Origin of the sequence: Streptosporangium sp. NPDC000509 (assembly GCF_042898365.1) — a bacterium.
Taxonomy (GTDB): Bacteria; Actinomycetota; Actinomycetes; order Streptosporangiales; family Streptosporangiaceae; genus Streptosporangium.
Genome location: NZ_JBIAYX010000019.1, coordinates 32,463 through 57,987, shown reverse-complemented (window position 1 = coordinate 57,987; position 25,525 = coordinate 32,463). Strand labels below are relative to the sequence as shown.

At 71.1% G+C, this 25,525-nt stretch carries 23 protein-coding genes; 10 read left to right on the top strand and 13 right to left on the bottom strand.

From position 1 onward, the window contains the following. The first annotated feature begins 554 nt into the window (after nucleotides 1-554). Nucleotides 555-2,708, top strand: a complete 2,154-nt coding sequence (gene helR / locus ACFY3D_RS31115; protein WP_389985897.1) for an RNA polymerase recycling motor ATPase HelR — start codon at nucleotides 555-557, stop codon at nucleotides 2,706-2,708. Between the two features lie 87 nt (nucleotides 2,709-2,795). On the opposite strand, the gene ACFY3D_RS31110 is transcribed toward helR, so the two are convergent. After that, nucleotides 2,796-3,689 (bottom strand): sigma-70 family RNA polymerase sigma factor, encoded by an 894-nt coding sequence (locus ACFY3D_RS31110; RefSeq protein WP_389985895.1) that lies wholly within the window; start codon nucleotides 3,687-3,689, stop codon nucleotides 2,796-2,798. A gap of 105 nt (nucleotides 3,690-3,794) precedes the next feature. Between ACFY3D_RS31110 and ACFY3D_RS31105 the strand changes: the two genes are divergently transcribed. Beyond that, a complete protein-coding gene (locus tag ACFY3D_RS31105) occupies nucleotides 3,795-4,556 on the top strand; it encodes an SDR family oxidoreductase (RefSeq protein WP_389985892.1) in 762 nt (253 codons plus the stop codon). Nucleotides 4,557-4,698: 142 nt separating this feature from the next. On the opposite strand, the gene ACFY3D_RS31100 is transcribed toward ACFY3D_RS31105, so the two are convergent. From ACFY3D_RS31100 to ACFY3D_RS31085, 4 genes are all read right to left on the bottom strand, one after another. Continuing rightward, the gene (locus tag ACFY3D_RS31100; RefSeq protein ID WP_389985889.1) at nucleotides 4,699-5,991 is read right to left on the bottom strand and encodes a YibE/F family protein; all 1,293 of its coding nucleotides are present in this window, start codon (nucleotides 5,989-5,991) and stop codon (nucleotides 4,699-4,701) included. A 136-nt stretch (nucleotides 5,992-6,127) separates the two neighbouring features. Further along, the gene (locus ACFY3D_RS31095; protein ID WP_389985886.1) at nucleotides 6,128-7,627 is read right to left on the bottom strand and encodes an FAD-dependent monooxygenase; all 1,500 of its coding nucleotides are present in this window, start codon (nucleotides 7,625-7,627) and stop codon (nucleotides 6,128-6,130) included. A gap of 125 nt (nucleotides 7,628-7,752) precedes the next feature. After that, complete coding sequence (locus ACFY3D_RS31090; RefSeq protein WP_389985883.1) at nucleotides 7,753-8,373, bottom strand: TetR/AcrR family transcriptional regulator; 621 nt, start codon at nucleotides 8,371-8,373, stop codon at nucleotides 7,753-7,755. Nucleotides 8,374-8,621: 248 nt separating this feature from the next. Next, entirely contained in the window at nucleotides 8,622-9,797 is a 1,176-nt protein-coding gene (locus ACFY3D_RS31085) for an erythromycin esterase family protein (RefSeq protein ID WP_389985880.1), read from the bottom strand. 90 nt (nucleotides 9,798-9,887) lie between these two features. Here ACFY3D_RS31085 and ACFY3D_RS31080 point away from each other — a divergent pair, with 90 nt between their 5' ends. Continuing rightward, nucleotides 9,888-10,571 (top strand): TioE family transcriptional regulator, encoded by a 684-nt coding sequence (locus ACFY3D_RS31080; protein ID WP_389985877.1) that lies wholly within the window; start codon nucleotides 9,888-9,890, stop codon nucleotides 10,569-10,571. A gap of 15 nt (nucleotides 10,572-10,586) precedes the next feature. Here ACFY3D_RS31080 and ACFY3D_RS31075 read toward each other — a convergent pair whose 3' ends face one another. Then, a complete protein-coding gene (locus ACFY3D_RS31075) occupies nucleotides 10,587-11,588 on the bottom strand; it encodes a LacI family DNA-binding transcriptional regulator (RefSeq protein WP_389985875.1) in 1,002 nt (333 codons plus the stop codon). Between the two features lie 218 nt (nucleotides 11,589-11,806). Between ACFY3D_RS31075 and ACFY3D_RS31070 the strand changes: the two genes are divergently transcribed. Together ACFY3D_RS31070 and ACFY3D_RS31065 are read left to right on the top strand one after the other, a co-directional pair. Then, nucleotides 11,807-12,577 carry an SDR family NAD(P)-dependent oxidoreductase gene (locus ACFY3D_RS31070; protein ID WP_389985872.1) on the top strand — a complete coding sequence of 257 codons (771 nt, stop codon included), beginning with the start codon at nucleotides 11,807-11,809 and terminating at the stop codon, nucleotides 12,575-12,577. Between the two features lie 502 nt (nucleotides 12,578-13,079). After that, nucleotides 13,080-14,087 (top strand): RNA polymerase subunit sigma-70, encoded by a 1,008-nt coding sequence (locus ACFY3D_RS31065; RefSeq protein ID WP_389985869.1) that lies wholly within the window; start codon nucleotides 13,080-13,082, stop codon nucleotides 14,085-14,087. Nucleotides 14,088-14,433: 346 nt separating this feature from the next. On the opposite strand, the gene ACFY3D_RS31060 is transcribed toward ACFY3D_RS31065, so the two are convergent. Continuing rightward, on the bottom strand, nucleotides 14,434-14,997 hold the full coding sequence (locus ACFY3D_RS31060; RefSeq protein WP_389985866.1) for a dihydrofolate reductase family protein: 564 nt from the start codon (nucleotides 14,995-14,997) through the stop codon (nucleotides 14,434-14,436). A gap of 236 nt (nucleotides 14,998-15,233) precedes the next feature. Here ACFY3D_RS31060 and ACFY3D_RS31055 point away from each other — a divergent pair, with 236 nt between their 5' ends. Next, entirely contained in the window at nucleotides 15,234-15,470 is a 237-nt protein-coding gene (locus ACFY3D_RS31055) for a hypothetical protein (RefSeq protein WP_389985863.1), read from the top strand. On the opposite strand, the gene ACFY3D_RS31050 is transcribed toward ACFY3D_RS31055, so the two are convergent. Continuing rightward, on the bottom strand, nucleotides 15,459-16,196 hold the full coding sequence (locus ACFY3D_RS31050) for a sulfite exporter TauE/SafE family protein (protein WP_389985860.1): 738 nt from the start codon (nucleotides 16,194-16,196) through the stop codon (nucleotides 15,459-15,461). The two genes, ACFY3D_RS31055 and ACFY3D_RS31050, sit on opposite strands and share 12 nt — an antisense overlap. Nucleotides 16,197-16,235: 39 nt before the next feature. Here ACFY3D_RS31050 and ACFY3D_RS31045 point away from each other — a divergent pair, with 39 nt between their 5' ends. Next, nucleotides 16,236-16,427, top strand: coding sequence for a hypothetical protein (locus ACFY3D_RS31045; protein WP_389985857.1), 192 nt, complete (start codon nucleotides 16,236-16,238; stop codon nucleotides 16,425-16,427). A gap of 106 nt (nucleotides 16,428-16,533) precedes the next feature. Here the strand turns inward: ACFY3D_RS31045 and ACFY3D_RS31040 are convergent, their stop codons facing one another. Together ACFY3D_RS31040 and ACFY3D_RS31035 are read right to left on the bottom strand one after the other, a co-directional pair. Next, on the bottom strand, nucleotides 16,534-17,589 hold the full coding sequence (locus tag ACFY3D_RS31040) for a hypothetical protein (protein WP_389985854.1): 1,056 nt from the start codon (nucleotides 17,587-17,589) through the stop codon (nucleotides 16,534-16,536). Between the two features lie 5 nt (nucleotides 17,590-17,594). Continuing rightward, nucleotides 17,595-18,173, bottom strand: a complete 579-nt coding sequence (locus ACFY3D_RS31035; protein ID WP_389985851.1) for a hypothetical protein — start codon at nucleotides 18,171-18,173, stop codon at nucleotides 17,595-17,597. 494 nt (nucleotides 18,174-18,667) lie between these two features. Here ACFY3D_RS31035 and ACFY3D_RS31030 point away from each other — a divergent pair, with 494 nt between their 5' ends. Together ACFY3D_RS31030 and ACFY3D_RS31025 are read left to right on the top strand one after the other, a co-directional pair. After that, nucleotides 18,668-19,234 (top strand): hypothetical protein, encoded by a 567-nt coding sequence (locus ACFY3D_RS31030; protein ID WP_389985848.1) that lies wholly within the window; start codon nucleotides 18,668-18,670, stop codon nucleotides 19,232-19,234. A gap of 336 nt (nucleotides 19,235-19,570) precedes the next feature. Continuing rightward, nucleotides 19,571-20,692 (top strand): virginiamycin B lyase, encoded by a 1,122-nt coding sequence (locus tag ACFY3D_RS31025; protein ID WP_389985845.1) that lies wholly within the window; start codon nucleotides 19,571-19,573, stop codon nucleotides 20,690-20,692. A gap of 55 nt (nucleotides 20,693-20,747) precedes the next feature. On the opposite strand, the gene ACFY3D_RS31020 is transcribed toward ACFY3D_RS31025, so the two are convergent. After that, nucleotides 20,748-21,761 (bottom strand): DUF4394 domain-containing protein, encoded by a 1,014-nt coding sequence (locus ACFY3D_RS31020; protein WP_389985842.1) that lies wholly within the window; start codon nucleotides 21,759-21,761, stop codon nucleotides 20,748-20,750. Nucleotides 21,762-22,126: 365 nt separating this feature from the next. Here ACFY3D_RS31020 and ACFY3D_RS31015 point away from each other — a divergent pair, with 365 nt between their 5' ends. After that, nucleotides 22,127-24,343, top strand: a complete 2,217-nt coding sequence (locus tag ACFY3D_RS31015; RefSeq protein WP_389985839.1) for an ATP-dependent RecD-like DNA helicase — start codon at nucleotides 22,127-22,129, stop codon at nucleotides 24,341-24,343. Here the strand turns inward: ACFY3D_RS31015 and ACFY3D_RS31010 are convergent. Beyond that, nucleotides 24,318-25,094: an ArsR/SmtB family transcription factor gene (locus ACFY3D_RS31010; RefSeq protein WP_389985836.1), complete on the bottom strand. Its 777-nt coding sequence runs from the start codon at nucleotides 25,092-25,094 to the stop codon at nucleotides 24,318-24,320. The two genes, ACFY3D_RS31015 and ACFY3D_RS31010, sit on opposite strands and share 26 nt — an antisense overlap. Nucleotides 25,095-25,188: 94 nt before the next feature. Then, nucleotides 25,189-25,524 carry an STAS domain-containing protein gene (locus ACFY3D_RS31005; protein WP_389985833.1) on the bottom strand — a complete coding sequence of 112 codons (336 nt, stop codon included), beginning with the start codon at nucleotides 25,522-25,524 and terminating at the stop codon, nucleotides 25,189-25,191. Between the last annotated feature and the right edge of the window lies 1 nt (nucleotide 25,525).

Here is a 25,525-nt window from a genome sequence, read left to right as displayed (position 1 = left end):
GAAAAAGTGCCCCCAGGTTAGTGCCGCCCGAACCGGGAGGGCATCGCCGACGGCTCGGCGCGACGGGCGATCAGCGGCTCCACAGCATCTGGGCTTTCGCCTCCGTACGACGGCGGATACGACGAAGCCGGCGGTGTGGCCGGCCGAGAAGGCGGCGCACGCCGAGCGGGCGGTCCGAGCGGATGCGCGTGCCGAACTTTCGGCCTGGGCACCGGGGCGCCGCCTCCGAGGAAGCGTCCGGGAAACCCTCTATCTCGCCAACCTGGGTGATTCCGGCGGGGACGACGCTGAAGGGGGAGGCGGAGCACCGCTTCGCGAGGGTCTCGTCCGTCCACGGCCAACGACGGGGAAAGGGAAGTATCCACACCTTTCCACTCTCAACGTATAGCGCACCGGGGGGCTTGCCACAAGACCCGGGTCATGCCGCAGAATCGTCGGCCGAAGCCGGAAGTCGCGGAAACGGGGGATGCGAAGTGAGTGTGTTGCCGCCGACGTATGAGGGGGCCGGGAAGGCCCCTTGTCCACCTCGGATCGGAGCCGAGGACGTGAACCCGGTGACGAATCCGCTGACCAGCAGCGCGTTCGACCTTCCCGCCCATCTCGCCGCCAAGGCCGACCCGGCGCTGATCGCCGGCGACGAACGGCACTTCGTGGCCATCGCGCAAAGCCTTGAGCACACGATCGCCGACCTGTCCGGCCGCCTCGACGCCGAACGCAGGGCGCCCGGCGGCAAAGGCCGGCAGGCGCTGGACCGGGACCTGGAGATCCACCGGCTGTCGGCTCGCCTGCGCACGCTGCGTCGCTTCGGCCTGGATTTGTGTCTTGGGCACATGGTCGGCGCGGACGATTCCGAGCCCGTGTACATCGGACGGCTCGGCCTCACCGACAGCGCGGGCCGCCGCCTGCTGCTCGACTGGCGCTCTCCGGCGGCCGAGCCGTTCTTCGGAGCGACCCACGCCAACCCGATGGGGCTGGCGAGCCGCCGCAGGTACCGCTGGAGTCGCGGCCGGATCAGCGACTACTGGGACGAGGTGTTCACCCCGGAGGGATTCGAAGGACACCACGCGGCCCTTGACGACCAGTCCGCCTTCATCGCCAGCCTGGGCGGTGACCGATCGGCCCGGATGCGAGACGTGCTCGGCACCATCCAGGCCGACCAGGACGCCATCATCCGCGCGGGATCTCGCGGGGCTCTCGTCGTCGACGGCGGTCCGGGGACGGGCAAGACCGTCGTCGCCCTGCACCGCTCCGCCTACCTGCTCTACTCCGATCCCCGTCTCGGCCACCACCGGGGCGGCGTACTGTTCGTCGGCCCGCACCAGCCCTATCTGGCCTACGTCGCCGACGTCCTGCCCAGCCTCGGAGAGGAGGGCGTGCGCACCTGCACCCTGCGAGACCTCGTCGCCGAGGGAGCCGGCGCGACGGTCGAGACCGACCCGCGGGTGGCCCGCCTGAAGGCGTCGGCGGACCTGCTGAAGGCGATCGAGCCGGCCGTCAGGTTCTACGAGAACCCGCCCGCCAAGGGGATGACGGTCACGACCCACTGGTCCGACATCTGGCTGGGCCCCGACGACTGGGCCGAGGCGTTCGGGGCGGCCGAACCCGGTACCTCGCACAACGAGGCACGCGATCAGATCTGGGAGGAACTGCTCAGGATCCTGATCGACAAGCACGACGACGAGATCTCGGCCGACCTGCTGCGCAGATCGCTGCTGCGAGACGAGGAACTGCTCACCACCTTCAACCGCGCGTGGCCGCTGCTGGAGGCGGCCGACCTCGTCGGAGACCTGTGGTCGGTGCCGGCCTACCTGCGGATGTGCGCTCCCTGGCTCGACCCTGAGGACGTCCGGCGACTGCAGCGCGCCGACGCCCATGCCTGGACGGTGTCGGACCTGCCGTTCCTGGACGCGGCGCGGCAACGCCTCGGCGACCCGGAGACGTCACGACGCAGGCGCCGGCAGGAAGCCGCTCTCGCCGCCCAGCGCGAGCGGATGGCCCAGGTCGTCGACAACCTGATCGAGGCCGACGACGACGGTGAAGGGCTCGTGACGCAGTTGCGCCGCGCGGACCTGCAGCGAAATCTGATCGACGAGTCCGAGCTGCCCACCTTCGAACCGGATCTGCTCGCCGGCCCGTTCGCGCACATCGTCGTGGACGAGGCCCAGGAACTCACCGACGCGCAGTGGCAGATGTTGCTGCTGCGCTGCCCGTCGCGGAGCTTCACCATCGTCGGGGACCGTGCCCAGTCCAGGGGCGGGTTCACCGAGTCGTGGAGCGAACGGCTTGAGCGTGTCGGGCTCGACCGGATCACCCTGGCCTCCCTGAGCATCAACTACCGGACGCCGAAGGAGATCATGGCGGAGGCCGAGCCGGTCATCCGGGCCGTGCTCCCGGACGCCAACGTGCCGACCTCCATCCGCGGCGGTGCCGTCCCCGTCGTCCACGGATTGGTCTCGGAGCTGGGCCCGGTCCTTGAGACCTGGCTCACCGAGCATGCCGAGGGCATCGCCTGTGTCATCGGTGACCCCACGTTCCAGGCGACCTCTCGGGTTCGGTCGCTGACCCCGGAGTTGTCCAAGGGGCTGGAGTTCGACCTGGTCGTCCTCGTCGATCCGGAGACGTTCGGCACGGGTGTCGAAGGAGCGGTCGACCGCTATGTCGCGATGACCCGGGCGACCCAGCGGCTCGTCATCCTGTCAACACCCTGATCGCCCGCCCTGTCCGGCCGGGGTGCGGGGGATCCCCCGCACCCCGGCCGTGTCCGCCGCCGTGTCCGCCGCGCAGGCCGGCGAAGGTCAGGAGTCGGGCCCGGGTACGGCGAGGTCGATCCGGCGAAGGCGGTCCGGCTCCGCGATCACGTCGATCTCGGTGATCCCGTCCTCGGTGATCGTGAAGCCGAGCACCAGGCGCAGGTGACCGTAGGGGGCCATCGCGAGCCCGATCGCCCCGTCGAGCAGGGCGGGTCCGGTGAACCAGGCCCGTTCCATCGCGGCCATCGCGCCCTCGGCCACGGAACGGGAGCCGCGGACCACGAAGGGCTCGGGGGTGGGGATGACCGCTGCGTCGGCCCGGAGCACCACGTCGGGATGGAGCAGGGCGACCAGTGCCTCGAAGTCCCCTGCGCGTGTGGCGGCCAGAAAGGCGTCGACGACAAGGCGCCGGCGGGTCAGGTCGGCGTCGGGGGCCGCGGGTGCCCCTTTGACCCGGCGGCGGGCGCGGCTCGCGAGCTGCCTGGTCGCGGCTGGCGACCGCTCGAGCATCGGGGCGATCTCCTCGAACGGCACGGCGAACATGTCGTGCAGCACGAAGGCGAGGCGTTCGGCCGGTGCCAGCGTGTCGAGCACCACCAGCAGCGCCACCCCGACCGAGTCGGCCATCAGCACCTCCCGTTCGGGGTCGGTCCCGGCCTCCTGCCGGCCGATGAGCGTGCCGGTCACCTGCGCGTCGATGGGGTCCTCACGCCGATGCTCGCGCGCACGCAGCATGTTCAGGCACACCCTCGCCACCACCGTGGTCAGCCACCCGCCGAGGTTGTCCACGTCGCCGGCTCCCGCGCGGCTGACGCGCAGCCAGGCCTCCTGCACGGCGTCGTCGGCCTCGCTGAGCGAGCCGAGCATCCGGTAGCCCACCGACCGCAGACGAGGCCGATGCTCCTCGAAACGCCCTGCCAGCCATTCGCGTTCGTCCACCGTGTCACATTCCTTCGCCGCCGGGGGTCATAGCAGTGAATCCGAAAAACACCAACCGAAAGTACCGGGAGGTCGACTCCCGGCCGAACGAACACTGGAGAAGCCATGACGGCACCCATCCTGGTCACCGGAGGCACGGGCACGCTCGGCGGCCACGTCGTCCCCCTTTTACGGGAGGCCGGTCGCGAGGTACGGACCCTGAGCCGCCGTGATCACGGGCCCGGCGACGGCGTCGAGCACTTCTCCGCCGACCTGCTCAAGGGCGAGGGGATCGAGCCCGCGGTGAAGGGCGTCGAGACCGTCCTGCATCTGGCGGGCGGCAGCAAGGGCGACGACAAGGCGACGTGGAACCTGGTGGGCGCCGTCTCGAAGGCCGGTGTGCGGCACATCGTGTACATCTCGGTGATCGGGGCGAACACGATGCCGCTGAGCTGGTTCAAGACCCAGCTGGAGGCGGAGCGGGCGGTGACGGACTCCGGTATTCCGTGGACGATGCTGCGCGCGGCCCAGTTCCACGACCTCGTCTTGAAGATCGTGGAGAAGATGGGCAGGATGCCGGTGGTCCCGGTCCCGGGCGGGCTGCGCTTCCAGCCGGTCGACTCGCGTGAGGTGGCGGCCCGGCTGGTGCAGCTGACGCTGGGGCGGCCGGCCGGCCTGGTCCCCGACCTCGCGGGCCCCACGGTGTACGGGATGGGGGAACTGGTCGGCGGCTACCTGCGGGCGCGCGGCAAGCGCCGGATGATGATGCCGGTGCGGATGCCGGGAAAGGCCGGCAAGGCCTACCGGGCCGGGGAGAACCTGTCGCTGGACGGGGCCGATGTGGGCAGGCGGACCTGGGAGGAGTTCCTGGCGGAGCGGGTGCGCTAGCGCGCCGGCGTCTTCGTCCGTGACACGCGTGTGGCTTTGGGGACGTCCGGCTCCATGCCGCCCGCCCTGCCGGTCGTTCCGTGCACGCCGGCCGCCTCGGGGCGGCCGGCGTGCACGGGGCGGCTGCGGTGACCGGGTCCGCCTAAGGGTGGGGGATCGAGCCGGTGAGGGGATCCTCCGTCCGGCGGCGGTGGCGCGCCGCCGGGGGTGGCCGGTGCTCGGGGGCGGCCTTGCGGGCGCTGGCCAGCGCGGCCAGGGCCGTGGTGATCGGGACGGCCGCGATGAGTCCCAGGGTGCCCACCACGCTGCGGACGATCTCGGTGGCGATGACCGGGTTGGTCACCACCTCGCCGATGGGCTGGTCGCCGACGCTGACCAGCAACAGCAGCGGCAGGGAGGCTCCGGCGTAGGCGAGGATGATCGTGTTGATCACCGAGGCGATGTGGGCGCGGCCGACCCGGGCGGCGGCCCGGTACAGCTGGGCGAAGGTGTAGCCGGGGTTGGCGTGCGCGAGCTCGGTGACGGTGGCGGCCTGGGTGACGGTGACGTCGTCCAGGACACCGAGCGAGCCGATGATGATGCTGGCCAGCAGCAGGCCCTCGGTGTTGATCCGGTAGCTGACGTCCAGGTAGAACGAGCTCTCGTCGGTGATCCCGTTGAGCTGGGCGAGGCCGATGGCCGCGTACGACAGCACGCCGGTCAGGCTGAGGCTGACCAGGGTGCCGACCACGGCCATCGAGGTGGGGACGGTGAAGCCGTGGGTGAGATAGAGCACCGCGAGCATGATCGCCGCGGCGCCGACGATGGCGACCAGCAGCGGCTGCTGCCCGGTCAGGATCGCCGGGATGACGAACAGCAGGAGCAGTATGAAGGTGACGGCCAGCCCGATCAGCGCCATCACCCCGCGCCAGCGGCCAAAAGCGATCACCGCCGCGGCGAACGCGGCACCGGCCAGCCACAGCGGCGAGGAGCGGTCGTGGTCGGAGATCTGGTACGGCGGCACCTCCAGCTCACCGTCCAGCTCACCGTCGCCGCCGGGGGTGTGGACCAGGATCACGTCGTCGCCCGCGGCGAACCTCTGCGAGCCGGGCCCGCTGGGAAGGCCGCTGGTGACGAAGTGACCGGCCTCGGGCCCGCTGGTCAGCTCGACCTTGGCGTCGCCGCAGGTGGCGGGGTCGGCCGGCCGCTGCTCGCCGGGGGGTTGCCCGTCGGCGGGCGGCTCCTGCGGGCACGGGGTGAGGGTGATGGCGGTGATCGTCCCGGTCACCCGTTGCAGGCCGGCAGGTTGCTGCCCGCTGGAGGTGAGCTTCGCGGGCCACATCCAGATCAGGGCGATCAGCGTGGCCAGCGCCAGGGGGACGATGACGGCCAGCGTCGCCCACACCGTGCCACGGGAGCTGGGGGCGGCCGGGCCGTGCGAGTGGTTGGCACCCATGGTCGAAAAAGCTCTCCTCAGGGACGGTAAAGGCGAAAGTACCGCACCTGGGAGGCGGCCGTGGCGCCGTGGCGGCTCAACAGGACCGGTGAGAGCGGCAAACGTGACGTTCATCCTGATGGATGGCGCTTTCCGGTCATTGTGGAAGGCCGAAGTGGTGGGTGAGCGCGGCGCGCAGCGTGCCGGTGTCCCCGGCGGACCAGGCGACGAAGCAGTCGGGGCGCACGAGTAACGCGGTCGCGGTCGTGCCCTGCAGGGGGCCGGTGACCACGTCGACCCGGTCTCGCCATGGCGCGGTGACCTCGGCGTAGGCGCCCGTGGAGTCCAGCAGCAGCGGCCGGGCGGCGCGGGTCAGTTCGGCGAGGCGTTTCGGGCCGTGCTCACCGTGCACGACCACGTCGGGGGCGCAGCGGCCGGCCAGCGGATCGGCGGGGTCGGCGGGGTAGCGGGTGTCCGCGCCGGACATCAGCGCCGCGATGTGCCCGGTCACCTCGGGCTTACGCAGCAGTTCGGCGAAGAGTTCCCGCAGACCGGTGATCTCCTCGCCGGGGCCGATGAGCGCCGCCTGTGCCTGGGTGGACATGACGACCCGTTCGGCGACGGGGCGACGTTCGGTCTCGTAGGTGTCGAGCAGGTCCTGCGGTGCCCAGCCGCGCACCGTGGCCGCGAGCTTCCATCCCAGGTTGACGGCGTCCTGCAGGCCCAGGTTGAGGCCGGGGCCGCCCATCGCGGGGTGCACGTGCGTGGCGTCACCGACCAGCAGCACCCGGCCGGCGCGGTAGCGGGCGGCGATACGGGTGTTGCCGCCGGTCAGCCGCCGCAGCAGGCCGGGCCCGTCGGGCGCACCGATGGGGACGTCTGCGCCGAGCACCCGGGCGACGCTGGCGCGTAGCTCCGCCAGGTTCATCGGGGTCTCCTCGCCCGCCGGCGCGTCGGGCCACTCATGCGTGCTCAGGATCGCCGGGCGGCCGGGGAACGGGGCCCAGGCGATGAGGCCGCGCGCGGTGCGGGTGTGCTGGAACGGCGGGACGACACCGTAGCCGGGGACCCGCAGGCCGCCGGTCCCGGGGTCGAGGAAGGAGTCCGGGACGGTCACGGTGGCGGTGCGGGAGATCGACCGGTCGTTGGTGACGCCGGGGAAACCGATGCCGGCCAGGCGGCGCACCGTGCTGCGGCCGCCGTCGGCGCCGACGAGGAAACGGCAGGTGAGCCGCCTGCCGTCGGCCAGGCGGACCTCGACCGCTTCGGGGTGTCGGCACACGTCGACGACCTCGTGGCCGCGACGCAGGTCGACTCCGAGCTCGGCGGCCCGGGCGGCGAGGGCGGCCTCGAGCCGGGCTTGCGGCACACCGAGCACGTAGTGCGGGTTGTCCGCGAGCATCGTGAGGTCCAGCGGGAACGCGCCGAAGGTGAAGGCCGGCTGGGGGGAGGGCGGAGTGCTCTCGCCGCTGAGCCGCGTGTAGAGGCCGCGCCGGTCGAGCAGGCGGACGACCTGCCCGACCAGGCCGTTGGCGCGGGACTCGCCGGTGGGCGCGGCGTGGCGTTCGAGGACGACGGGGTGGACGCCGGCGAGGGCCAGTTCGCAGGCGAGCATGAGGCCGTTGGGCCCGGCTCCGGCGATGAGGACATCGATCATGATCGTTTTCCTTCGCTGGGCGTGCGTCATCGCCACGGCGGGCGCGGCACGCGGCCGGACCGCCGCGGGGTGTGACGCGGCTGCAGAGGTGGGTGAGGCGGTGTCTTGGGCGAGGAGTGAGAGCTTTAGCGGGGCGGCGCCGGGAGGCCGGCGGCGACCTGGGTGAAGGCGTCGGTGATGAGGCGCTCGATCGAGGTGGGCGGGTCGGCGCTGTCGAGATAGTGCCGCATGGCGACGGCGACGGCGGCGCTGGCCGCGGCCGCGACGAGCCTTGGATACATGTCGGTGGCGAGGTCGGTGCCGGTGCGCTCGGCGACCGCGGCGGCCAGCTCGGCCTCGGCGATCGCGACCGCGCGCAGTCGCTCGCCCTGCAGCGCGGGCTCGGCGAGCATGGTGCGTACGCCGGTCACCCACTGGGTGTGTGCGGGGGAGGGTGTCGCCTCGACCTCGGGGCCGGGCGTGAACTGCTCCAGCGCGGCCCCGGTGAGCGCGGCCCACAGCGGCTCGTCGGCGGGGCGTTCACGCAGCGCGGCGGCGGTGCGCAGGCTGCGGTCGAGGTGGCGGGAGGCGATCGCCTCGGCCTTGCTGGAGAAGTAGTTGTTGAAGGTGCGCGGGGAGACACCGGCCGCCTCGGCGATGTCCTCGACGCGGACGTTGTCGTAACCGCGCTCCACGGTGAGGTGGATCGCGGCCCAGCCGAGCGCCGCCCGCGTCTCGGCCTTCTTGCGCTCTCGCAGCCCCGTCATACCGCCACACTAGCACTAGTTGCGTGCCACGCAAATATACGTGACACGCAAAAATGTCGCCACCGGGCGTGGCCCTTTGCCTCGCGTGAGGCAAGGGGCGGCCGGGCCTGCCCCGGTGGCGCGTCAGTCGTCAAAGTCACCGAGGTCACCGAGGTCACCGAGCCCTCCCGCCGTATCCACGACAGTGGCCGGTGACGGCGGCGTGAACCGCATCCGGGCACGGAGGGTGCGTATCGGGCGCGGCCGGGTCAGCGCTTCCACTCCCTGTCGTCCGGCGTGACGGTCTGCTTGAGGAAGACGACGCCGTCGGCCCTGCCGAGCCGGGCCGGGTCCAGCGGGAAATAGGCGAAGTCGTGGGAGACGCGCGGGACGGGCTTCGTGAGGGTCTCGGCCAGGCGGCGGGCGTCGACGAGAGAGTGCTCCCACGGGAGCTCGGACAACAGGCCCTCGACGGTGTCCGGAGGCGGGGTGTCGTCGCCGAACGTGCCGAAGGCCGAGGCCAGGAAGGCGTACCGGTCGCCCAGGTGCGCCTCGGTGATCGCTCCCGCGCTCCACCACTCCAGTTGCCGGTCACCGAGCGACATGAGGCTCTTGTCGCGATGCAGGTGAAGGTTGTGGGCGAAGACCAGGGCCGGACCGCTCTCGGCGACGGCGCGAAGGTTGGCGGCCATCATCGCGTCCCGCAGACCCGACAGCCTGGCCATCCGGGCCGGGGAGGTGTCGGCCATCCAGTGGTGGTAGCGCAGCAGGCCGACGGCGGTGCGCCCGTACAGCGCCGCCCGCTCCCTGTCAGGCCGGCTCAGCCCGGGTGCCTGGATGTCGAGCAGCGCCACCAGGTCGTCGGCGATCAGCCGCAGCCGCCGGGCGTCGGCGGACTGGCCGATCGACTGGGACGGATCCATCACCGTGGCCTCGTTCGTCCACCGCTGGTCCGGGCCCAGCAGCGCCTCCAGGGTTTCCACGGTGCAGGGCAGCGGGCCCTCCAGGAGGGCGTGCAGGGCGGTGAGCGCCTGGCGCGGGCTTTCGGCCCAGTACTCCAGCGGGCCGTCGAAGCCGAAGAACCGAAGCTTCTCCTCGTGCTGCTCGTTGTGGGCGCGCATCCAGCGCACGAGTTCGCGGTTGGCCGCGAAGGCGCCGAAGTTGTGGCTGAAGCCGCGTTCCATGACGTCGTCGAGCGTGCCCGCGCCCGCGGTGACGTACTCGTCCACCACAAGGCCCTTAAGGCAGTCGCTCTCGATGGCGAACGACCGATATCCCTCGTGCTCGGCCAGATGCCGGAAGATCTCGTTGCGCAGCTCACCCAGCTCCCCCACGAAGTGCCTGGCCTCGCCCAGACCGAGCAGCGAGGGCTGGGCGGCGAGCGAGCGCAGGAACGCCGAGACGCCCGCGCCGTCGAGCGGCCGGGCCGTGTCCTTGATATCCATGCCTTAAACGGTATCGTTGAACACTCGGTGTAAACTTTTGCGGGAATTACCCGCTGTTGTCGCGATGGACCTTCAAACGATGGTGTATTCATGAGGCCGGTGGACCTGGCGCGCGAGCACGGTCTGTCCACCCAGGCGATCAGAAACTACGAGGAGGCCGGCATCCTGCCCGCCGCCGACCGCACCGCCCACGGCTATCGCACCTACACGCCGTTGCACGCCCAGGCCCTGCGCGCGTTCCTCGCCCTGGTGCCCGGGCACGGCCACCAGCGGGCCACATCGATCATGCAGGCGGCCGGCCGGGGTGCCACCGAGGAGGCGCTGCGGTTCATCGACGACAGCCACGGCCAGCTCCTGGAGGACCGCCGCACCCTGCAGGCCGTCGAGGCCGCGCTCGGTGACCTGGCGCCCGTGCCGCCGGAGCACGGCGACACCTTCATCGGCCCCCTGGCCAGGAGGCTCGGCATCCGCCCCGCCACCTTGCGCAAATGGGAGAACGCCGGCCTGGTCAGGCCGCGCCGCGACCCACAGACGGGCTACCGGATCTACAGTCCGGCCGACGTGCGCGACGTCCGGCTGGTCCACCAGTTGCGGCGGGGCGGCTACCTGCTGGAACAGATCGCCCCGCTGATCGCCCAGGTCCGCTCCGCCGGAGGCGTCGCCCCGCTGGAGTCGACGTTGCGCGACTGGCGCGCCCGCCTGTCGGCCCGGGGCCGCGCCATGCTCAAGGGCGCCGCCGACCTGGACGCCTACCTGCGCGCCCGCGACGCCTGAAGGCCGATTTCAGGGTCAGCTCGTGTCACGCGGGATCAGCTGCAGCCGCAGCGCCATCTCGCGGGCGGCGCCGGGCTCACCGAGGCGCTGGATGAGAAGTTCCGTCGCGGCACGGCCGGACTCCTCCAAGGGCTGGCGCACGGTGGTGAGTTCCAGGGCCTCGGCCAGGTCGCTGTCGTCGAAGCCGACCACCGCCAGGTCATCGGGGACGGTGAGACCGAGGTCGCGGGCGGCCCTCAGCGTTCCCGCCGCGAGGGTGTCGTCGGCGGCGAAGACGGCCGAGGGGCGATCCGGCGCCGACAACAGCTCCCTGGCGACGGCGCGGGCCGGTGCGACGCCGTGTCCGGCCAGCCGTACGTCACCGTCGAGGAGAAGGTGGCCTGCTTCGGCCAGGGCCGAGCGGTAGCCGGCAAGTCGCTGCTGTGACGGCGAGAGGTACAGGCCGGATCTTTGCGTCTCGCCGAGGAAACCGAACCGGCGATGACCACGACTGATCAGGTGTTCGGCCACCAGCCGGCCGCCGGTGGTGTCGTCGGTGTGCACGGAGTCGAAGCGGGGGTGGCGGACGTCGATCAGCACCGTCGGCAGCCGCATGCCGGTCAGGCGGTCGGCCACCGCTTCGTCCAGGGTGAGACTGATGACGATGAGCCCGTCCAGGCGTCCGGTGATGGGCAGGCTGGCGAGCAGGGGGGAAGAGCTCTGCGCGGCCGACTCCTGGTCGAACAGGACGATTTCCAGGGGGTGGTGGCCCACGGCCCGCAGGATGCCGTTCAGGCGCCGGGCGACCGACGGATAGGAGGTGAACGGCGCGATGACGCCGATGCGCCCCACACCTCGCCGCGCCTTGGCGATCGCGTCCTGCTTGGGGACGAAGCCGAGCGCGTCCGCGGCCTGGAGGACCTTGCGCCTGGTCTCCTGACTGACCCGGGCCGGGGAGTTGAGGGCGAGCGAGACGGTGGAGATGCTGACGCCCGCGGCGGTGGCGACGTCGTAGATGGTCGTTCTTCTGGCCGCCATGTGTCACTCCTTCCGCGAGACGTGCTCTCGTCGGCAGGAATCGTATCAAGCGCTCGAAAGAATCGAAGTGCTTCGATAGAAGCATTTGACATTTTTGACGACGGTCCCGTCTCATGGTGAGGAAACGAATGCGCGACCGGTGTCCGGGCGGCACAGGACGGGACCGCGGCATGTCGAGGGTCTTGGCGAGCCGGCGCATCGACGAGAAAGGAGAGGGCATGAGCCGTTCGTACGTGGTGACGGGAGGGGGCCGCGGCATCGGCAGGGCGGTCGTCGAGCGCCTGCTCGGCGATGGCGCCGTCGTGGTCGCCGTCGAGCGCGATCCGGCGGCTCTGACCTGGATGGAGGACCATCTCGCCGGCGCACGCCTGGTCGGTGTGGTCGGCGACGCGGCCGACGAGACCGTGGCGCAGCGAGCCGCCGACGCCGCGCAGGCCGCGGGCACCCTCGTCGGCTGGGTCAACAACGCCGCCGTGTTCGAAGACGCCTCCCTGCACTCGGCCACGACCGCACAGGTGCTGGAGCTCATCGCGGCCAACCTCGATGCCGCCGTCGTCGGCTGCGCCACCGCGATTCGCTGCTTCCTCGCGGCCCGAACGCCGGGGGCGATCGTCAACCTCTCCTCACACCAGGCGCGCCGGGCGGTCCCCGGCTGCCTGCCGTACGTGACGGCCAAGGCGGCCGTCGAGGGGATGACCCGTGCGCTCGCGGTCGAGTACGGGCCGTCCGGCATCCGCGTCAACGTCGTGGCGCCGGGTTCGGTGGACACCGAGCGCTATGCGCGCCTCCTCGCCTCCCAGGGGTCCGCGGCGGCCGTCCGCGTCCAGCGGGAGATGGCGCTGTTGCACCCGCTGGGCCGGGTGGCGCGCTCCGCGGAGGTCGCGGCCGCGATCGTCTACCTGCTCTCGGCCGAGGCCGGTTTCATCACCGGCGCGACCGTACCCGTCGACGGCGGCCGGTCGGTACTCGCGCACGATCCCGAGTCATGATTTCCGGCGAACGGTGACCGTCGTACAGGCCCGCGGAGGGCTACCGGAACGCGGGCCAGTGCTCCGGCCTTGCCGGGGGTGAAGGCCCGCGCGGGAGTGCCCGCCAGGGCGCGAGACGCCGCCCAGTGCGCGTCCGGCGCAACGTGGAGATCCCGGACGCCGGGCGGACCGTGCGGCTGCCGATCGGCCCGTGGCCCCATGGCCGCGGGCTCTGCGCCCGTGAAGGGCTCAGCGACGCGCTCTCCATGCTGGATGCCGCGCTGCTCGACCGGCCGTGCGGTTGTTCCAGCCGGACCAGCCATATCCACCCGATCTTTTCGCCAGTACTACGGGGACCCCACCTCGACGTCGAGGTGTGCCCGACCCGAACACCTCCCCTGGATCGACCCCGGCCCATCCGGCCCGACCGGCGGTGCGGTGTCAGCGGCTTCACCGATCAGAAATCCTCCGCCACATCGTCAGTTCTGGTAATCCCTTGTCACCCGCGGAAGGATTGACGACCATGACCGACGCCAGGCTGCTGGGCGACGACGAGGCCACGTTCATCGCGGCCATCCGCGCGGAGGATACCGCGCGGTTCGCGCTCGTGACCGAGCCCCACCGGCGTGAGCTGCAGGTGCACTGCTACCGGATGCTCGCGAACTACGAGGACGCCCAGGACATGACGCAGGAGACGTTCCTGCGAGCGTGGAACAAGCGCGAGTCGTTCAGGGGCCACGCGGCCCTGCGGACCTGGCTGTACCGGATCGCGACGAACGCCTGCCTCGACTTCCTGGAGAAGCGCAACGACCGCACACCCGTGCCGTCCGAGCTGCCGGACCCCGGCTCCGAGGTGCGGTACCTGCAGCCCTACCCCGACCGGATGCTCCCCGAGGACCCGCAGGAGTCGGTGGTGGCGCGGGAGACGATCGAGCTGGCGTTCATCGTCGCCGTCCAGCACCTGCCGCCGCGGCAGCGGGCGGTGTTCATTGTGCGCGACGTCCTCGGCTGGCCGGCGTCGAAGGCCGCCGACGCCCTTGAGTTGACCGTCGCATCGGTGACCAGCGCACTGCAGCGGGCCCGTGTGACGATGCGCGAGCAGCTGCCCGGCCGCCGCCTCGACTGGCGGAGCCCCGCCATCCACGAGCTGTCGGATGACGAGCGCGGTGTGGTGAAGTCGTACATCGACGCCCATGAGCGCAATGACCTCGACGGGCTGATGTCCCTGCTGCGCGACGACCTGCGCTTCGCGATGCTGCCCGAGCCGGTCACCTTGACCATGACGGCCGAGGACGCGGTGGACGGCTGGGTCTCCGGTGGGCTCTTCCAGCGCGGCTACGACGACTGGCGCGGTATCACCACGACGGTCAACCGCATGCCTGCCGCCGCGCTGTACCTGCGCGCCCCCGGCGACCCGGGGTATCGGCCATTTGCCATCGCGGTCCTGCGCATCGTCGACGGGAAGATCGCCGAGCTCACCGGATTCGACGCCGCCGACAAACCATGGCTGAGCCTGCCCCCGACACTGTGATCAGACGAGTCCCCATCGTCGACGAGTCCGGCGCACGGGCCGCCGTCACCGAAGTCACCGCGAAATGAGCGCCCCGACCGGCTGAACACCAACGCGGCAACGCGAACACCACCGCCCCGCCGGCGTCGCCGGCGGGGCGTCTTCATGCCCGAAGATCATCGTCACGATCAACGACGCCGTCGCCCTCCTCTCCAGCACGTCGGTCGACAGCCCACTCGGAACGCGAGGAAGGGTCCGGGGAAGGTTCCCTCATAGCCGAGGGTCACGGTGAGCACGCCAGGAAGGATTTCGACCTGGCCTCGTGAACCCGGGACCTGGCCTCACGAGCCGGGCATCTGGCCCGTGCTCATCGCTTCGTCTCGTATCGGGTCAGTACCACGCCGCCGGGAAACGTCCGCGTCTCCACCAGGTTCAGGTTCACCCAGCTGTCCAGGGCCGTGAAGAACGGCGTGCCACCGCCCACCAGGACCGGTTGGATGACCAGCACGTACTCGTCGATCAGCCCGGCCCGCATGGCCGCCGCGGCAAGTGTGGCGCCGCCGATGTCCATGGGGGCGCCGTCTTCGGCCTTGAGCCGGGTGATCTCGGTGACCGCGTCGCCGGTGACCAGGCGGGTGTTCCAGTCGACCGTGCCGGTCGTCGAGGAGAACACCACCTTCGGCATGTCCCGCCAGCGGCGGGCGTACTCGATCTGCGCCGGTGTGGCGCCGGGCTGCTGGTCGGCGGTCGGCCAGTGTGAGCTCATCGTCTCCCACAGTCTGCGTCCGTACAGCGCCAGGCCGGTCGCCCCCACCCGGTCGGACCACCACTGGAACAGCTCGTCGCTCGGTACGCTCCAGCCGAGGTCGTCGCCGGGCGCGGCGATGTAGCCGTCCAGGCTCAGGTTCATGCCGAAGATCAGTTTCCGCATCGTGCAGCCTCCCGTGAGTCGATCTCACACCTACAGACGGGCGCGGCGCGGAAACCTAATCGGTGCGCGATCTGCGTCCGCAGGTGGTGCTCGCGTTCCGGACTCGGCACGGCGTACTCGGCTGGGCTCGAGCACTACCCACCGGTATCTCGACTTCACCCTCGTACGGGCGGCGGCGCGCCCATGGCCAGCTCTCCCCGACCGCTGCTTCGGCCATCCGCGTCAGCCCGAGATTGGTGGAGTGGGCCAACCTCGGCGTCACCGCCGCCGCCTACCTGGCCGTCGGCGGGTTCGGCCCGGTGGCGACCGGTGAGGACCACGCCCTGGTCGGCGCCCTGGAGTCGGCCGGTCGGCGGGTTCTGCGCACCACCGGGGTGAGCGTGGTGACCTCGGCGCGCCGCGACCCGCGGGCGCCGGACGGCTTCGGCCACTTCCTCACCCGGCTCGAAGCCGACACCGCCTCACAGCAGTAGGCGTACCGCGGCCAGCAGCGTGAGCCCCAGCGTGATCCACTCAAAGAGGGTGCGGTCGATGCGGCTGATGACCGCGCGCCCGATCGCGGCCCCGGCCAGGACGGCCGGGGTGCCCAGCGCGGCGAAGACGAGGCCGGAGGGGGTGATGAGACCCAGCGCGACGCTGAAGGGCACCTTGAAGGCGTTGATCGTCAGGAAGAACCAGGCGCTGGTGCCCAAAAAGCCCAGCATCGGCAGGCCCGCCGCCAGAAGGTAGACGGCCATGATGGGGCCGGCCGCGTTCGCCGTCATGGTGGCGAAACCCGCGAACACGCCCGCCAGGGCGGCCACCGGGCGGCGGTGGGCGAGTGAGTCCTGCGGCGCCCGGCGCCGGTTCCACAGGTGCACCGCGATGATCACCAGCAGGATCGCCCCGATGAGCCGTCTCATCTGCGCGTCGTCGACCCAGCGCACCACCACGGCCCCGGCGACCACGCCCAGGGCGACCCATGGGAACAACCTGATCAGCCTCGGCCAGTCGGCGTGACGCCGGTAGGAGGCCACGGCGACCAGGTCGCCGACGAGCAGAAGCGGCAGCAGCGTGCCCGTGGACTGCTTGGTCGGCAGCACGAGCGCGAACAGGGCGATCGCCACCGTCCCGGCACCGGAGACACCGGTTTTGGAGAAGCCCACCAGGAACAGGGCGGCCAGCAGGATCACCCACTGGACGGCGTCAAGGGAGGGCATCGGCCTCGCCGGTGGAGGGAAGGGGGGATGAGGTCACAGATGACCGTACATGACGTGTCGGCCGGCGAATCCTTTGGCCCGGTCAGATCTCCCGGTACCGGGCGGCCTGAGCTCGGCAACGGTTCCAGCAGCCTGCAGGAGCCGGTCGGCGACCTCATGGGCAAGTGCTCACGCCATGCGGTCGGCGGGCACGACATCCCATCAGCGATCAAGACCCCTGACCACCGGTGAGGGCACGATCTGCCCCTGGGACTCAAGGTCCAGGCGAGGAAAGTGCTCACTCACCAGCGGCTACCAGGCACCGAGCCTGCCCGAACAGCAGAACCGGTGACTCCCGTTAGGCGAGGTCATTGCTGAGGTGAGGTGCCGCCGGGTCCTTCCGGCGCGTGCGGGAACGGCGCAAGCCGACGAGCAGGACCAACGCGGCGATGAAGGCCACCCCGCCGACGAACGCGAGGATCAGGGGCAGCGAGGAGTCGACGGACGCAGCCAGCCCGAACGTTCCTGGCTTGTGTGGGAAGGTCAGCGTTCCGGTCTGCGTGCGGTTCACCCGGCCGCTGTTGAGGGTGAGGCTGAACTTCCACGGCCCGTCGGGGAGGTCCTTCCCGAGCAGGGCGATCACGGTTCCCTGCTGGCCGGGGGCCAAGGTGGTGCCGCGGTCGATCGGGAAGGGGCCGGCGCTCAGCGAGCTCGGCCCCTCCGACAGCGACAGCCGGCCTTCGAGGTCGATGGCGCGTCGGCCGGTGTTGGCGACGAGGGCCTGGATTCTCGGCTGCCCGTCCTCGGTCCGCTGTGGCACGAGCTCGCCGATGCTGAAGTCCGTCGGCGGCTCTCCGCCGGGGCCGACGTCGAGATAGGTGCGGATCCCGACGCGGTTGACGAGGGTGATGCCCTCTTGGTCCTCCCCTCCGGCGGTGGAGACCTCCGCCCAGATGACGGCGTACCGCTCGCCTTCGGAAGCCCATTTCGGTACGGCGACAACGGCCCGCACCGAGGCCCTCTCGTGCGGAGGCAGGAGGATGCTGGGACGGTTGAGCCCGATCCACGAGCTCAGCTCGTTCCCGGTCCGTTCCGGCGCGAAGGTGAAGCGGCCGTGGCTGATGTCGGCTCCGGCCGCGTACAACTGCAGGTGCTGGGGCTTGTTCGAGGCGTTGTGGACCTCGACGCGCCGGCTGAAGGTGGTACCGGGGTTGACGTGGTCGACGATGAAGACGTGCGAGCGCGGGTCGTCCGTCCGGTTGGCGGGAATCTCCAGCAACCTGATGCCGATGCTGTTCTTCCCGGTGGGACGCGCCTCGCCCCGGCCCGGGTCCGCGACGGCCGCCGGAGCGCCGATCATCGTGTGCGCGAGCAGCGCCGCGGAGACGAGCCGGGTGAACGGTGAGATGGCCATGCGCGTCAGGCGACGGAGTGGTTCACCGTGCCGGTGTAGGTGCCCGCCACCGCTTGGGCCGGGACGTTGACCACGATGGTCGGGTTCCAGGCGGCGGAGTTGTCACCGGAGCCGCTCGTCTTGCTGAAGGCGGTGCGCGAGATGTCGAGCGACTGCGCGGCGGCGGCGTTGGCCTGGCCGGGGACGAAGGTTCCCGTACCGGTGGTGGTCGCCGCGCCGGACCAGTAGAGAACTGCCGTGTTGGGGATGGTTTCGGCGGCGGTGCCGCCTCCCGTCGTGAAGCCTCCCGTCGCGGCGACCACCGACGCCACCCAGGTGGCGGTGAGCGCGGCACGCTGGTCGGTGACCGTGACGGTACCGAGTGGACCGCTGATCTGGCCGGCCGGCGTGGAGCCTCCGATGTTGACCGGGCTCTCCGGCACGGTGATCGTCAGCCCGTCCGGGGCGGTGACGGTGAAGTTCACCGTGGTGGAGCAGGTGGTCGACGCGGGGCAGGTAACGGCCTGCGTAGGCGAGGCCATCATCATGGCCGCCGTGACACTGGCGGCACCTATCAAGACGATGCCGAGACGGCTCTTGGACATTGGGTGATCCCCCTCATCGAACGCCCGTCCTGGTTCTGCGGACGGTTTCTACATGCGCACATTCTCCGTAGTGACCCCCCTGTGGAGACTTGTCTGAGAAGACACTTGGGCACTTTTGACGATCATTTGATGACCGGCCGTCATGGGGGTGGGCGGGGCGCCGGGCAGAACGCGCGCGGCCCCGGTCCGCGACGACGCAGGCACGAGGCCCGGTTCGGCGGTGGTGCGCGGCCCCGTCAGTCAAGGCCGCCTGCCCGCCCTGTGATCCGGCCTCCCGCGCACCGGCGGCAGGGGAACCCGGCGGCGTGTTCGCACGGCCCGGGGGAGGACGACGCATGCCATGGCCCGTGACGGTCTTTGCCTCGGATTTGCCGTCCACGGACGCCGCTGCAGGACGCGCAGTGGATCATGTGACTAAGCTGCCATCGATCTTTCAACCCATGGAAAGAACCGTCCTGCCCGCATCGCCCGCGAGGGATGTACGAGGAATCGATATGGGGATGAGCCGTGGCGGCCGTAGCGTCGCGCGAACACTCGTGCCGGTGACGGCCTCGCTCATCATGCTGCTCTCCCTCGGCGTACCCGCCGCCTCGGGCTCTTCGGCCTGTCGCCTCGCGGCGAGCGCCACCGTCGCCTGGCGCGCCGACCCTCTGACGATCACCGTGCCCGCCTCGGCCGGCATCGGCACCGGCACCCGCGGGGCCTCGATCACCGCCTCCCTGGGGACGGTGACCGTGCTCGACTCCCGGGGGGGCGATCCGCCCTGGACGGCCACCGTCTCGGCCACCGACTTCACCAGCGGGACCGCGACCATCACGAAGAGCAACGTCTCGTACTGGTCGGGCACTGCCACCGCCCAGTCGGGCGCCGGCACCCGCGCGCCCGGGCAGAGCACCGCCGCCCAGGCGGTCGCCCTGTCGGCACCGGCGACCGCGTTCTCCGGACGCAAGGTGGGAGGGATCACCCAGTCCACGAGCTGGCGGCCGACGATCATCGTCGCCATCCCGAGTACCGCCATCGCGGGCGTCTACACCGGCACCATCATGCACTCGGTCGCCTGAGAAAACCTCCTTCGCCCCGGCACGGCCGCCCCCCGCCTCGCATCCGGCTTTTTCGGGAAACTCGCAAAACGCCGCACGTCACGTCTCCGGACAGCCTGCCGATGAGTTGGCGTTTCCATGACCAGCCACGAACAAAGATGACCGAAGGCGATCGGCGACCGTGGGAGATATTGAGATCGCCGGAGCCGGGCGCGGAGCGAACAACGTCACCCAGACCGGGCCATCGGGGTTTTCGCACCGATGGCGCGAATTCCCTCCGACGGCCCGATGCCATGGCGCCGATTCGCCGAACCGCGCCCGGCGCACGTTCCCTTTTTTCCTTCTGGAAAGGATGTCATGCGCCTCTCGACCCGCCTTGGATACCCGCTCGTGGCCATGGCTCTGGCCATGGCCACGAGCGCCCCCGCGGCCGTATCCGCGGCCGCCACACCACCCCACCCGCCGTCTCCTCCGCGCCCCTGGGTGAAGATCTGCCTCAAGCTCAAGCAGATGCCACAGCACCGGCGCATCAAGTGCCACTTCCCGCCCGCGCCCCGCTCTCCCCGGGCGAACAGGCTCGCAGCCGAGGCCCTGCAGGCACCGTCGATCAGCGAGCTGTCGATACCGACCGACCCCTCGGCCCCCGTCGGGATCACAAGTGGCCCCGACGACAACATATGGTTCACCGAGAACTACGCCAACAAGATCGGGAAGGTCACGCCGGGCGGCCTGTTCACCGAGTACACCCTGCCCACCGACGACTCCGAGCCGGCGCACATCACCACCGGCCCCGACGGCGCGCTCTGGTTCACCGAGGCGGTCGGCAACAAGATCGGGCGCATCACCACCTCCGGGACCATCACCGAGTACTCCCTTCCCACCGGCGACGCCTACCCCTGGGGCATCACCACCGGATCCGACGGCGCCCTGTGGTTCGTCGAGACCCACGCCAACAAGATCGGGCGCATCACCACCTCCGGGACCATCACCGAGTACTCCCTTCCCACCGGCGGCGCCTATCCGATGCGCATCACCGCGGGTCCTGACGGCAACCTGTGGTTCACCGAAACGCTCGCCGCAAGCATCGGGCAGATCACCACGAGCGGCTCGATCACCGAGTTCGCCATCCCGTCCTCCGGCGCGCTGCCCATCGGCATCACCGCCGGCCCTGACGGCAACCTGTGGTACACCGACGCCAACGGCAAACTCAGCAACGTCGACACCTCGGGCACCTTCACCGAGTACACGCTCTCCGACCCCGACAGTTTCCCGTGGGGCATCACCGTCGGGCCCGACGACAACCTGTGGTTCGTCGAGCAGAGCGCCAACAACGTCGCCTACTCCACCACGTCCGGGATCATCAACGAGTACGCGATGCCGACCCTCGTCGCCGGACCGTTCGACATCACCAGCGGCTCCGACGACAACCTCTGGATCACCGAAGACTACGTCTCGCAACTCGCCGTCGTGACCCCCTGACCAGACCCGTCGGCGGCCGTTCCCGCACATCCCGGGAAACGGCCGCCGGCCGCGGTCAGCCGCGGTCGGGCCGGATGGCGATGTCGAACACCTGCCGGCCGGCGGGAAAGAGGCCGTAGTTGTAGTTGACGGCGCCGGTGAGCAGGTTGATGCCGTAGAACCCGTAGCGCCCGCCGACCCTCAGCGCGGCGAAGGCGCTGTTGGAGACGGTGACGCCGTTGCGCAGGGAGCTGTGCACGTCCAGGCCCGCCGCACCGGTCGCGGCCACCCGCAGGTTGCCGATCGCCACCAGCACGCCCGTGTCGGCCGGGGACTGCAGCAACACCCGGGCGGCCGTGGTGTCCACGACGAAGAGTGTCGTGGCGGTGGCCGGGCTGAGGTCGTTGTTGGTGTACCCGGCGCCCGTGACGCCGGTCGCGGCCACCGCGGCGACGGCCGGCGGCAGGGACGGGCCGCCGGGGGAGCCGGCCTGCGAAGCGGTGAGCGCGTCGGTCTCGGGTCCGGGCCGCGGGCGGGTCAGCGGATCGTCGGCCACGCTCTGTCCCGCCGCCGGAGCGCCCCGCGGATCGTCGAGGTTGTGGCGCAGATTCTGCCCGGTGTCACTGATCACCCGCAGCCGGTCGGTGGCGGGGTCGAAGTCGACGCCGAAGCCGGCGCCGCTCAGCGGCACGCTCAGCTGCGAGACCTTGACCGCCCTGGAGCGCCCGCTGAGCGTGTAGACGCCGCCCTGGTCGCCGACGCCGTACAGCCTGCCGTCGCGCACCCGGTAGTCGATGCCGACCAGGGTGGTGTCACCGGCGAGCCCGCGGACCCTGCCGAGGTCGCGGGTACGGCCGGGGGAGCGGATCTCGAACCCCACCAGGCGCCGGTCGGCGGTCAGCCCGATGACGTCGAGGCCGCGCCTGGCCGTCCCCGGCGCACCGCCGCTCGCAGCGCCCGCCGTGGTGTCTGCCGCAGTGTCTGCCGCAGTGTCTGCCGCCCGGCCTGCGACAGGGCCTGTCGCGGCTCCTGTCGCAGGGCCCGCCATCGTGCTCAGCGCCACCACGGCGGCCAGGAGTGTCCTTCGCATGTGCCTCTCCTTCGCGACCGGCTACCGGAGCACCGGCCCGTTCGGCGACCAGGTCGTCGCAGATCGCGAAGACTTCATCACACACCGCGACGACGCGCACGTGAAAGGCGCGGCCGGCCACCGGCGTGTCGGGGATCGGCGGGCAAGCCACCTCGCCCACCCCCGGACGGAGCCTGCCGAAACCCGCGAAACCCCGCCCCGCGCCCCACCGGCCTCTCCCATCGATCCGGCGGGCCCCTGACCGCTTCCTCCCGGCGGGCCCGGCGCGGGGGCGGTCAGGACGGGGAAACACGCGTCTTCCGGCCGCGAAGGCTGTCCTACACTTGCGCGAGCGGATCCAGCCGATCCAGCGCGAAGGAGGTGGCGTGCAGCCGGAGCAACGGGCAGTCGCGGGCGTGTCGATCTCGGCCGTGCTCGAGCGCATCACCTACGCCAACGAGGAGACGGGCTACACCATCGCCCGGGTGGCCACCGACCGCTCCGGCGCCGATCTGCTGACCGTGGTCGGGCCGCTGCTCGGCGCCCAGCCCGGCGAGTCGCTGCGGCTGACCGGGCGCTGGGCCTCCCACCCCAAGTACGGCAAGCAGTTCGAGGTGTGGTCCTACGCCACCGTGCTGCCCGCCACCATCCAGGGCATCCGCCGCTATCTGGGCTCCGGGCTGATCAAGGGCATCGGGCCGAAGATGGCCGAGCGGATCGTCGACCACTTCGGCGTCGACACCCTGGAGGTCATCGAGACCACCCCCGAGCGGCTGGTGGAGGTTCCCGGGCTCGGCCCCAAGCGGACCAAGATGATCGGCGTCGCCTGGGAGGAACAGAAGATCATCAAAGAGGTGATGATCTTCCTGCAGGGGGTCGGCGTGTCCACCTCCATCGCGGTCCGCATCTTCAAGCAGTACGGCGACAAGTCCATCACCGTCGTCAAGAGCGAGCCCTACCGGCTGGCCGACGACGTGTGGGGCATCGGTTTCAAGACCGCCGACACCATCGCCCAGGCCGTGGGCATCCCGCACGACAGCCCCGAGCGCGTCAAGGCGGGCCTGCGCTACACCCTGTCGCAGGCCGCCGACGACGGCCACTGCTACCTGCCGGCACCCAACCTCGTCGGCGACGCGGTGAAGATCTTGGAGGTTCCCGCCGAGCTCACCGCCCGCTGCCTGGAGGAGCTGGTCGCCGAGGAGGGCGTGGTCCGCGAGGAGGTCCCGGTCGGCGATGCCGGCGTCCCCGCGGTCTACCTGGTGCCTTTCCACCGCGCCGAGCTGTCCCTGGCCGGCGCGCTGCGTTCCCTGCTGGCCTGCGAGCACGATCGGCTGGGCGCCTTCGCCGGCGTCGACTGGGACGCGGCGCTGAGGTGGCTGCGGACCAAGACCGGCGCCGACCTCGCCGAGGAGCAGGCCCAGTCGGTACGGCTGGCGCTGACCGAGAAGGTCGCGGTGCTGACTGGCGGCCCCGGCTGCGGCAAGAGCTTCACCGTGCGCTCCATCGTCACCCTGGCCCGCGCCAAGAAGGCCAAGGTGATCTTGGCCGCGCCCACCGGCAGGGCGGCCAAGCGCCTGGCGGAGCTGACCGGCCACGAGGCCACCACCGTGCACCGGCTGCTGCAGCTGCGTCCCGGCGGGGAGGCCACCTTCGACCGCGACAACCCCCTGGACGCCGACCTGGTCGTGGTCGACGAGGCCTCGATGCTGGACCTGCTGCTGGCCAACAAGCTGGTCAAGGCCGTGGCCCCGGGCACGCACCTGCTCTTCGTCGGAGACGTCGACCAGCTGCCCTCGGTCGGCGCCGGTGAGGTGCTGCGCGACCTGCTCGCCGCCGAGCAGGAGATCCCCCGGGTGCGGCTGACCCACATCTTCCGCCAGGCCCAGGAGTCGGGGGTGGTCGTCAACGCCCACCGCATCAACACCGGCCTGCCCCCGGCGCTGGAGGGCATGAACGACTTCTTCCTGTTTCCCTGCGAGGAGCCCGAGGAGATCGCGGCGCTGACCGTCGACGTGGTCGCCAACCGCATCCCGCGCCGGTTCGGCCTCAACCCGCGCCGCGACGTACAGGTCCTGTCGCCGATGCACCGGGGCCCGGCCGGGGCCGGCAACCTCAACAACGCGCTGCAGGAGGCGCTCACTCCCTTCCGGGAGGGCATGCCCGAGCGCCGCTACGGCGGGCGGGTCTTCCGGGTCGGCGACAAGGTCACCCAGCTGCGCAACAACTACGAGAAAGGCGCGGCGGGGGTGTTCAACGGCACCGTGGGCACGGTGGTCGACATCAGGCCCGACGAGCACAAGCTGACCGTGCTGACCGACGAGGACGAGAACGTCGAGTACGCCTTCGACGAGCTGGACGAGCTGACCCACGCCTATGCGGTGTCGATCCACCGATCCCAGGGCAGCGAGTACCCGGCGGTGGTCATCCCGCTGTCGACCAGCGCGTGGATGATGCTGCAGCGCAACCTCCTCTACACCGCGATCACCCGGGCCAAGAGGCTCGTCGTCATCGTCGGCTCGCGCCGCGCGCTCGCCCAGGCGGTACGCACCCGGGGCGCCGGGCGTCGCCACACCAGCCTCACCCACCGCCTGCGCGTGCGCTGAGCACCTCCTGCGGCCGCGGCGCCGCGGCGCTCGCCCAGGCGGTGAGGCCCAGCAGGTGTTCCAGGGCCTCGCCCCCGGCGCCGGTGACGGCCACGGCGCGCCCTGAGCCGATGCGGACGACCCAGCCGCGCTCCAGCATGGTCGTGCACAGCACGGCCCCGGCGCTGCCGGCCAGATGGGGGCGGCGTTCGGTCCAGTCCAGGCAGGGCCGGGCCTGGGGGCGGCGCCCGCCGCCGGGCAGCGGCGCCCCCAGCTCGACGGCGAACCACGACAATCCCTCGTCGCTGAGCGCGAACCCGGCGTCCTGGCGCAGCAGGCCGCGCGCGGTGAGCGCGTCGGTGATCGTCACGCCGAGCCGCCCGGCCAGGTGGTCATAACAGGTGCGGGCCTCGGCCAGCGCGCGGGCCGCGCTCACGGCGCGCAGCGTCGCGGGCCGGGGTTCGCACCCGGGGCCGGTGTGGGCCGCGTGGGAGGCCAGATCCTCGATGAGCTGGGCCACCCGCGGCCCGGCCAGGCGCACGTAGCGCCGGCGTCCCCGGCGCTGTTCGGCCAGCAGCCCACCGGCGACGAGCCGCGACAGGTGCTCGCTGGCGGTGGAGGCGGCGACCCCGGCGTGAGCGGCCAGCTCCCCGGCGCTCCAGGCGCGCCCGTCCAGCAGGGCCAGGCAGAACGTGGCACGGGTGGCGTCGGCGAGCAGGGCGGCCAGCGCGGCCAGCGGCACCGGCCCGCCCGGCGTCATGGCAGGTGTCATGTCCCCATCATCGGCCGGCACCGCTTCGGCGCCGGCCGAAGCCTTCTCCAAGACCCTCGGCGGCCCTCGGCGCTCTAGTGGCGGTCGCCGGCGCTCACTCCTGCTCCTGGGGAAGCCGGAAGACCCGGTCCAAGGCGGTGACCCGCAGCAGATGGCGCAGGTAGGGGGTGAGGGCGACGATGCGCATGGCGATGTCGTGCTCGCCCGCGGAGTTGTAGACGTTGATCAGCGCTGCCACCCCCGAGGAGTCGATGAACTCCAGACCCGACAGGTCCAGATCGAGGTTGCGCATCTGTCCCGACAGCAGCTCTCGCGCGAAACCGAAGAGCTCAGGGGCCGTGTCGTAGTCGAGGTCACCGCTGAGGACGAGCAGGGTGGTGTCCGGAGCGGTGGTGCGCACCTCGGTACGCAACGGGGTCTTGTCGAACATC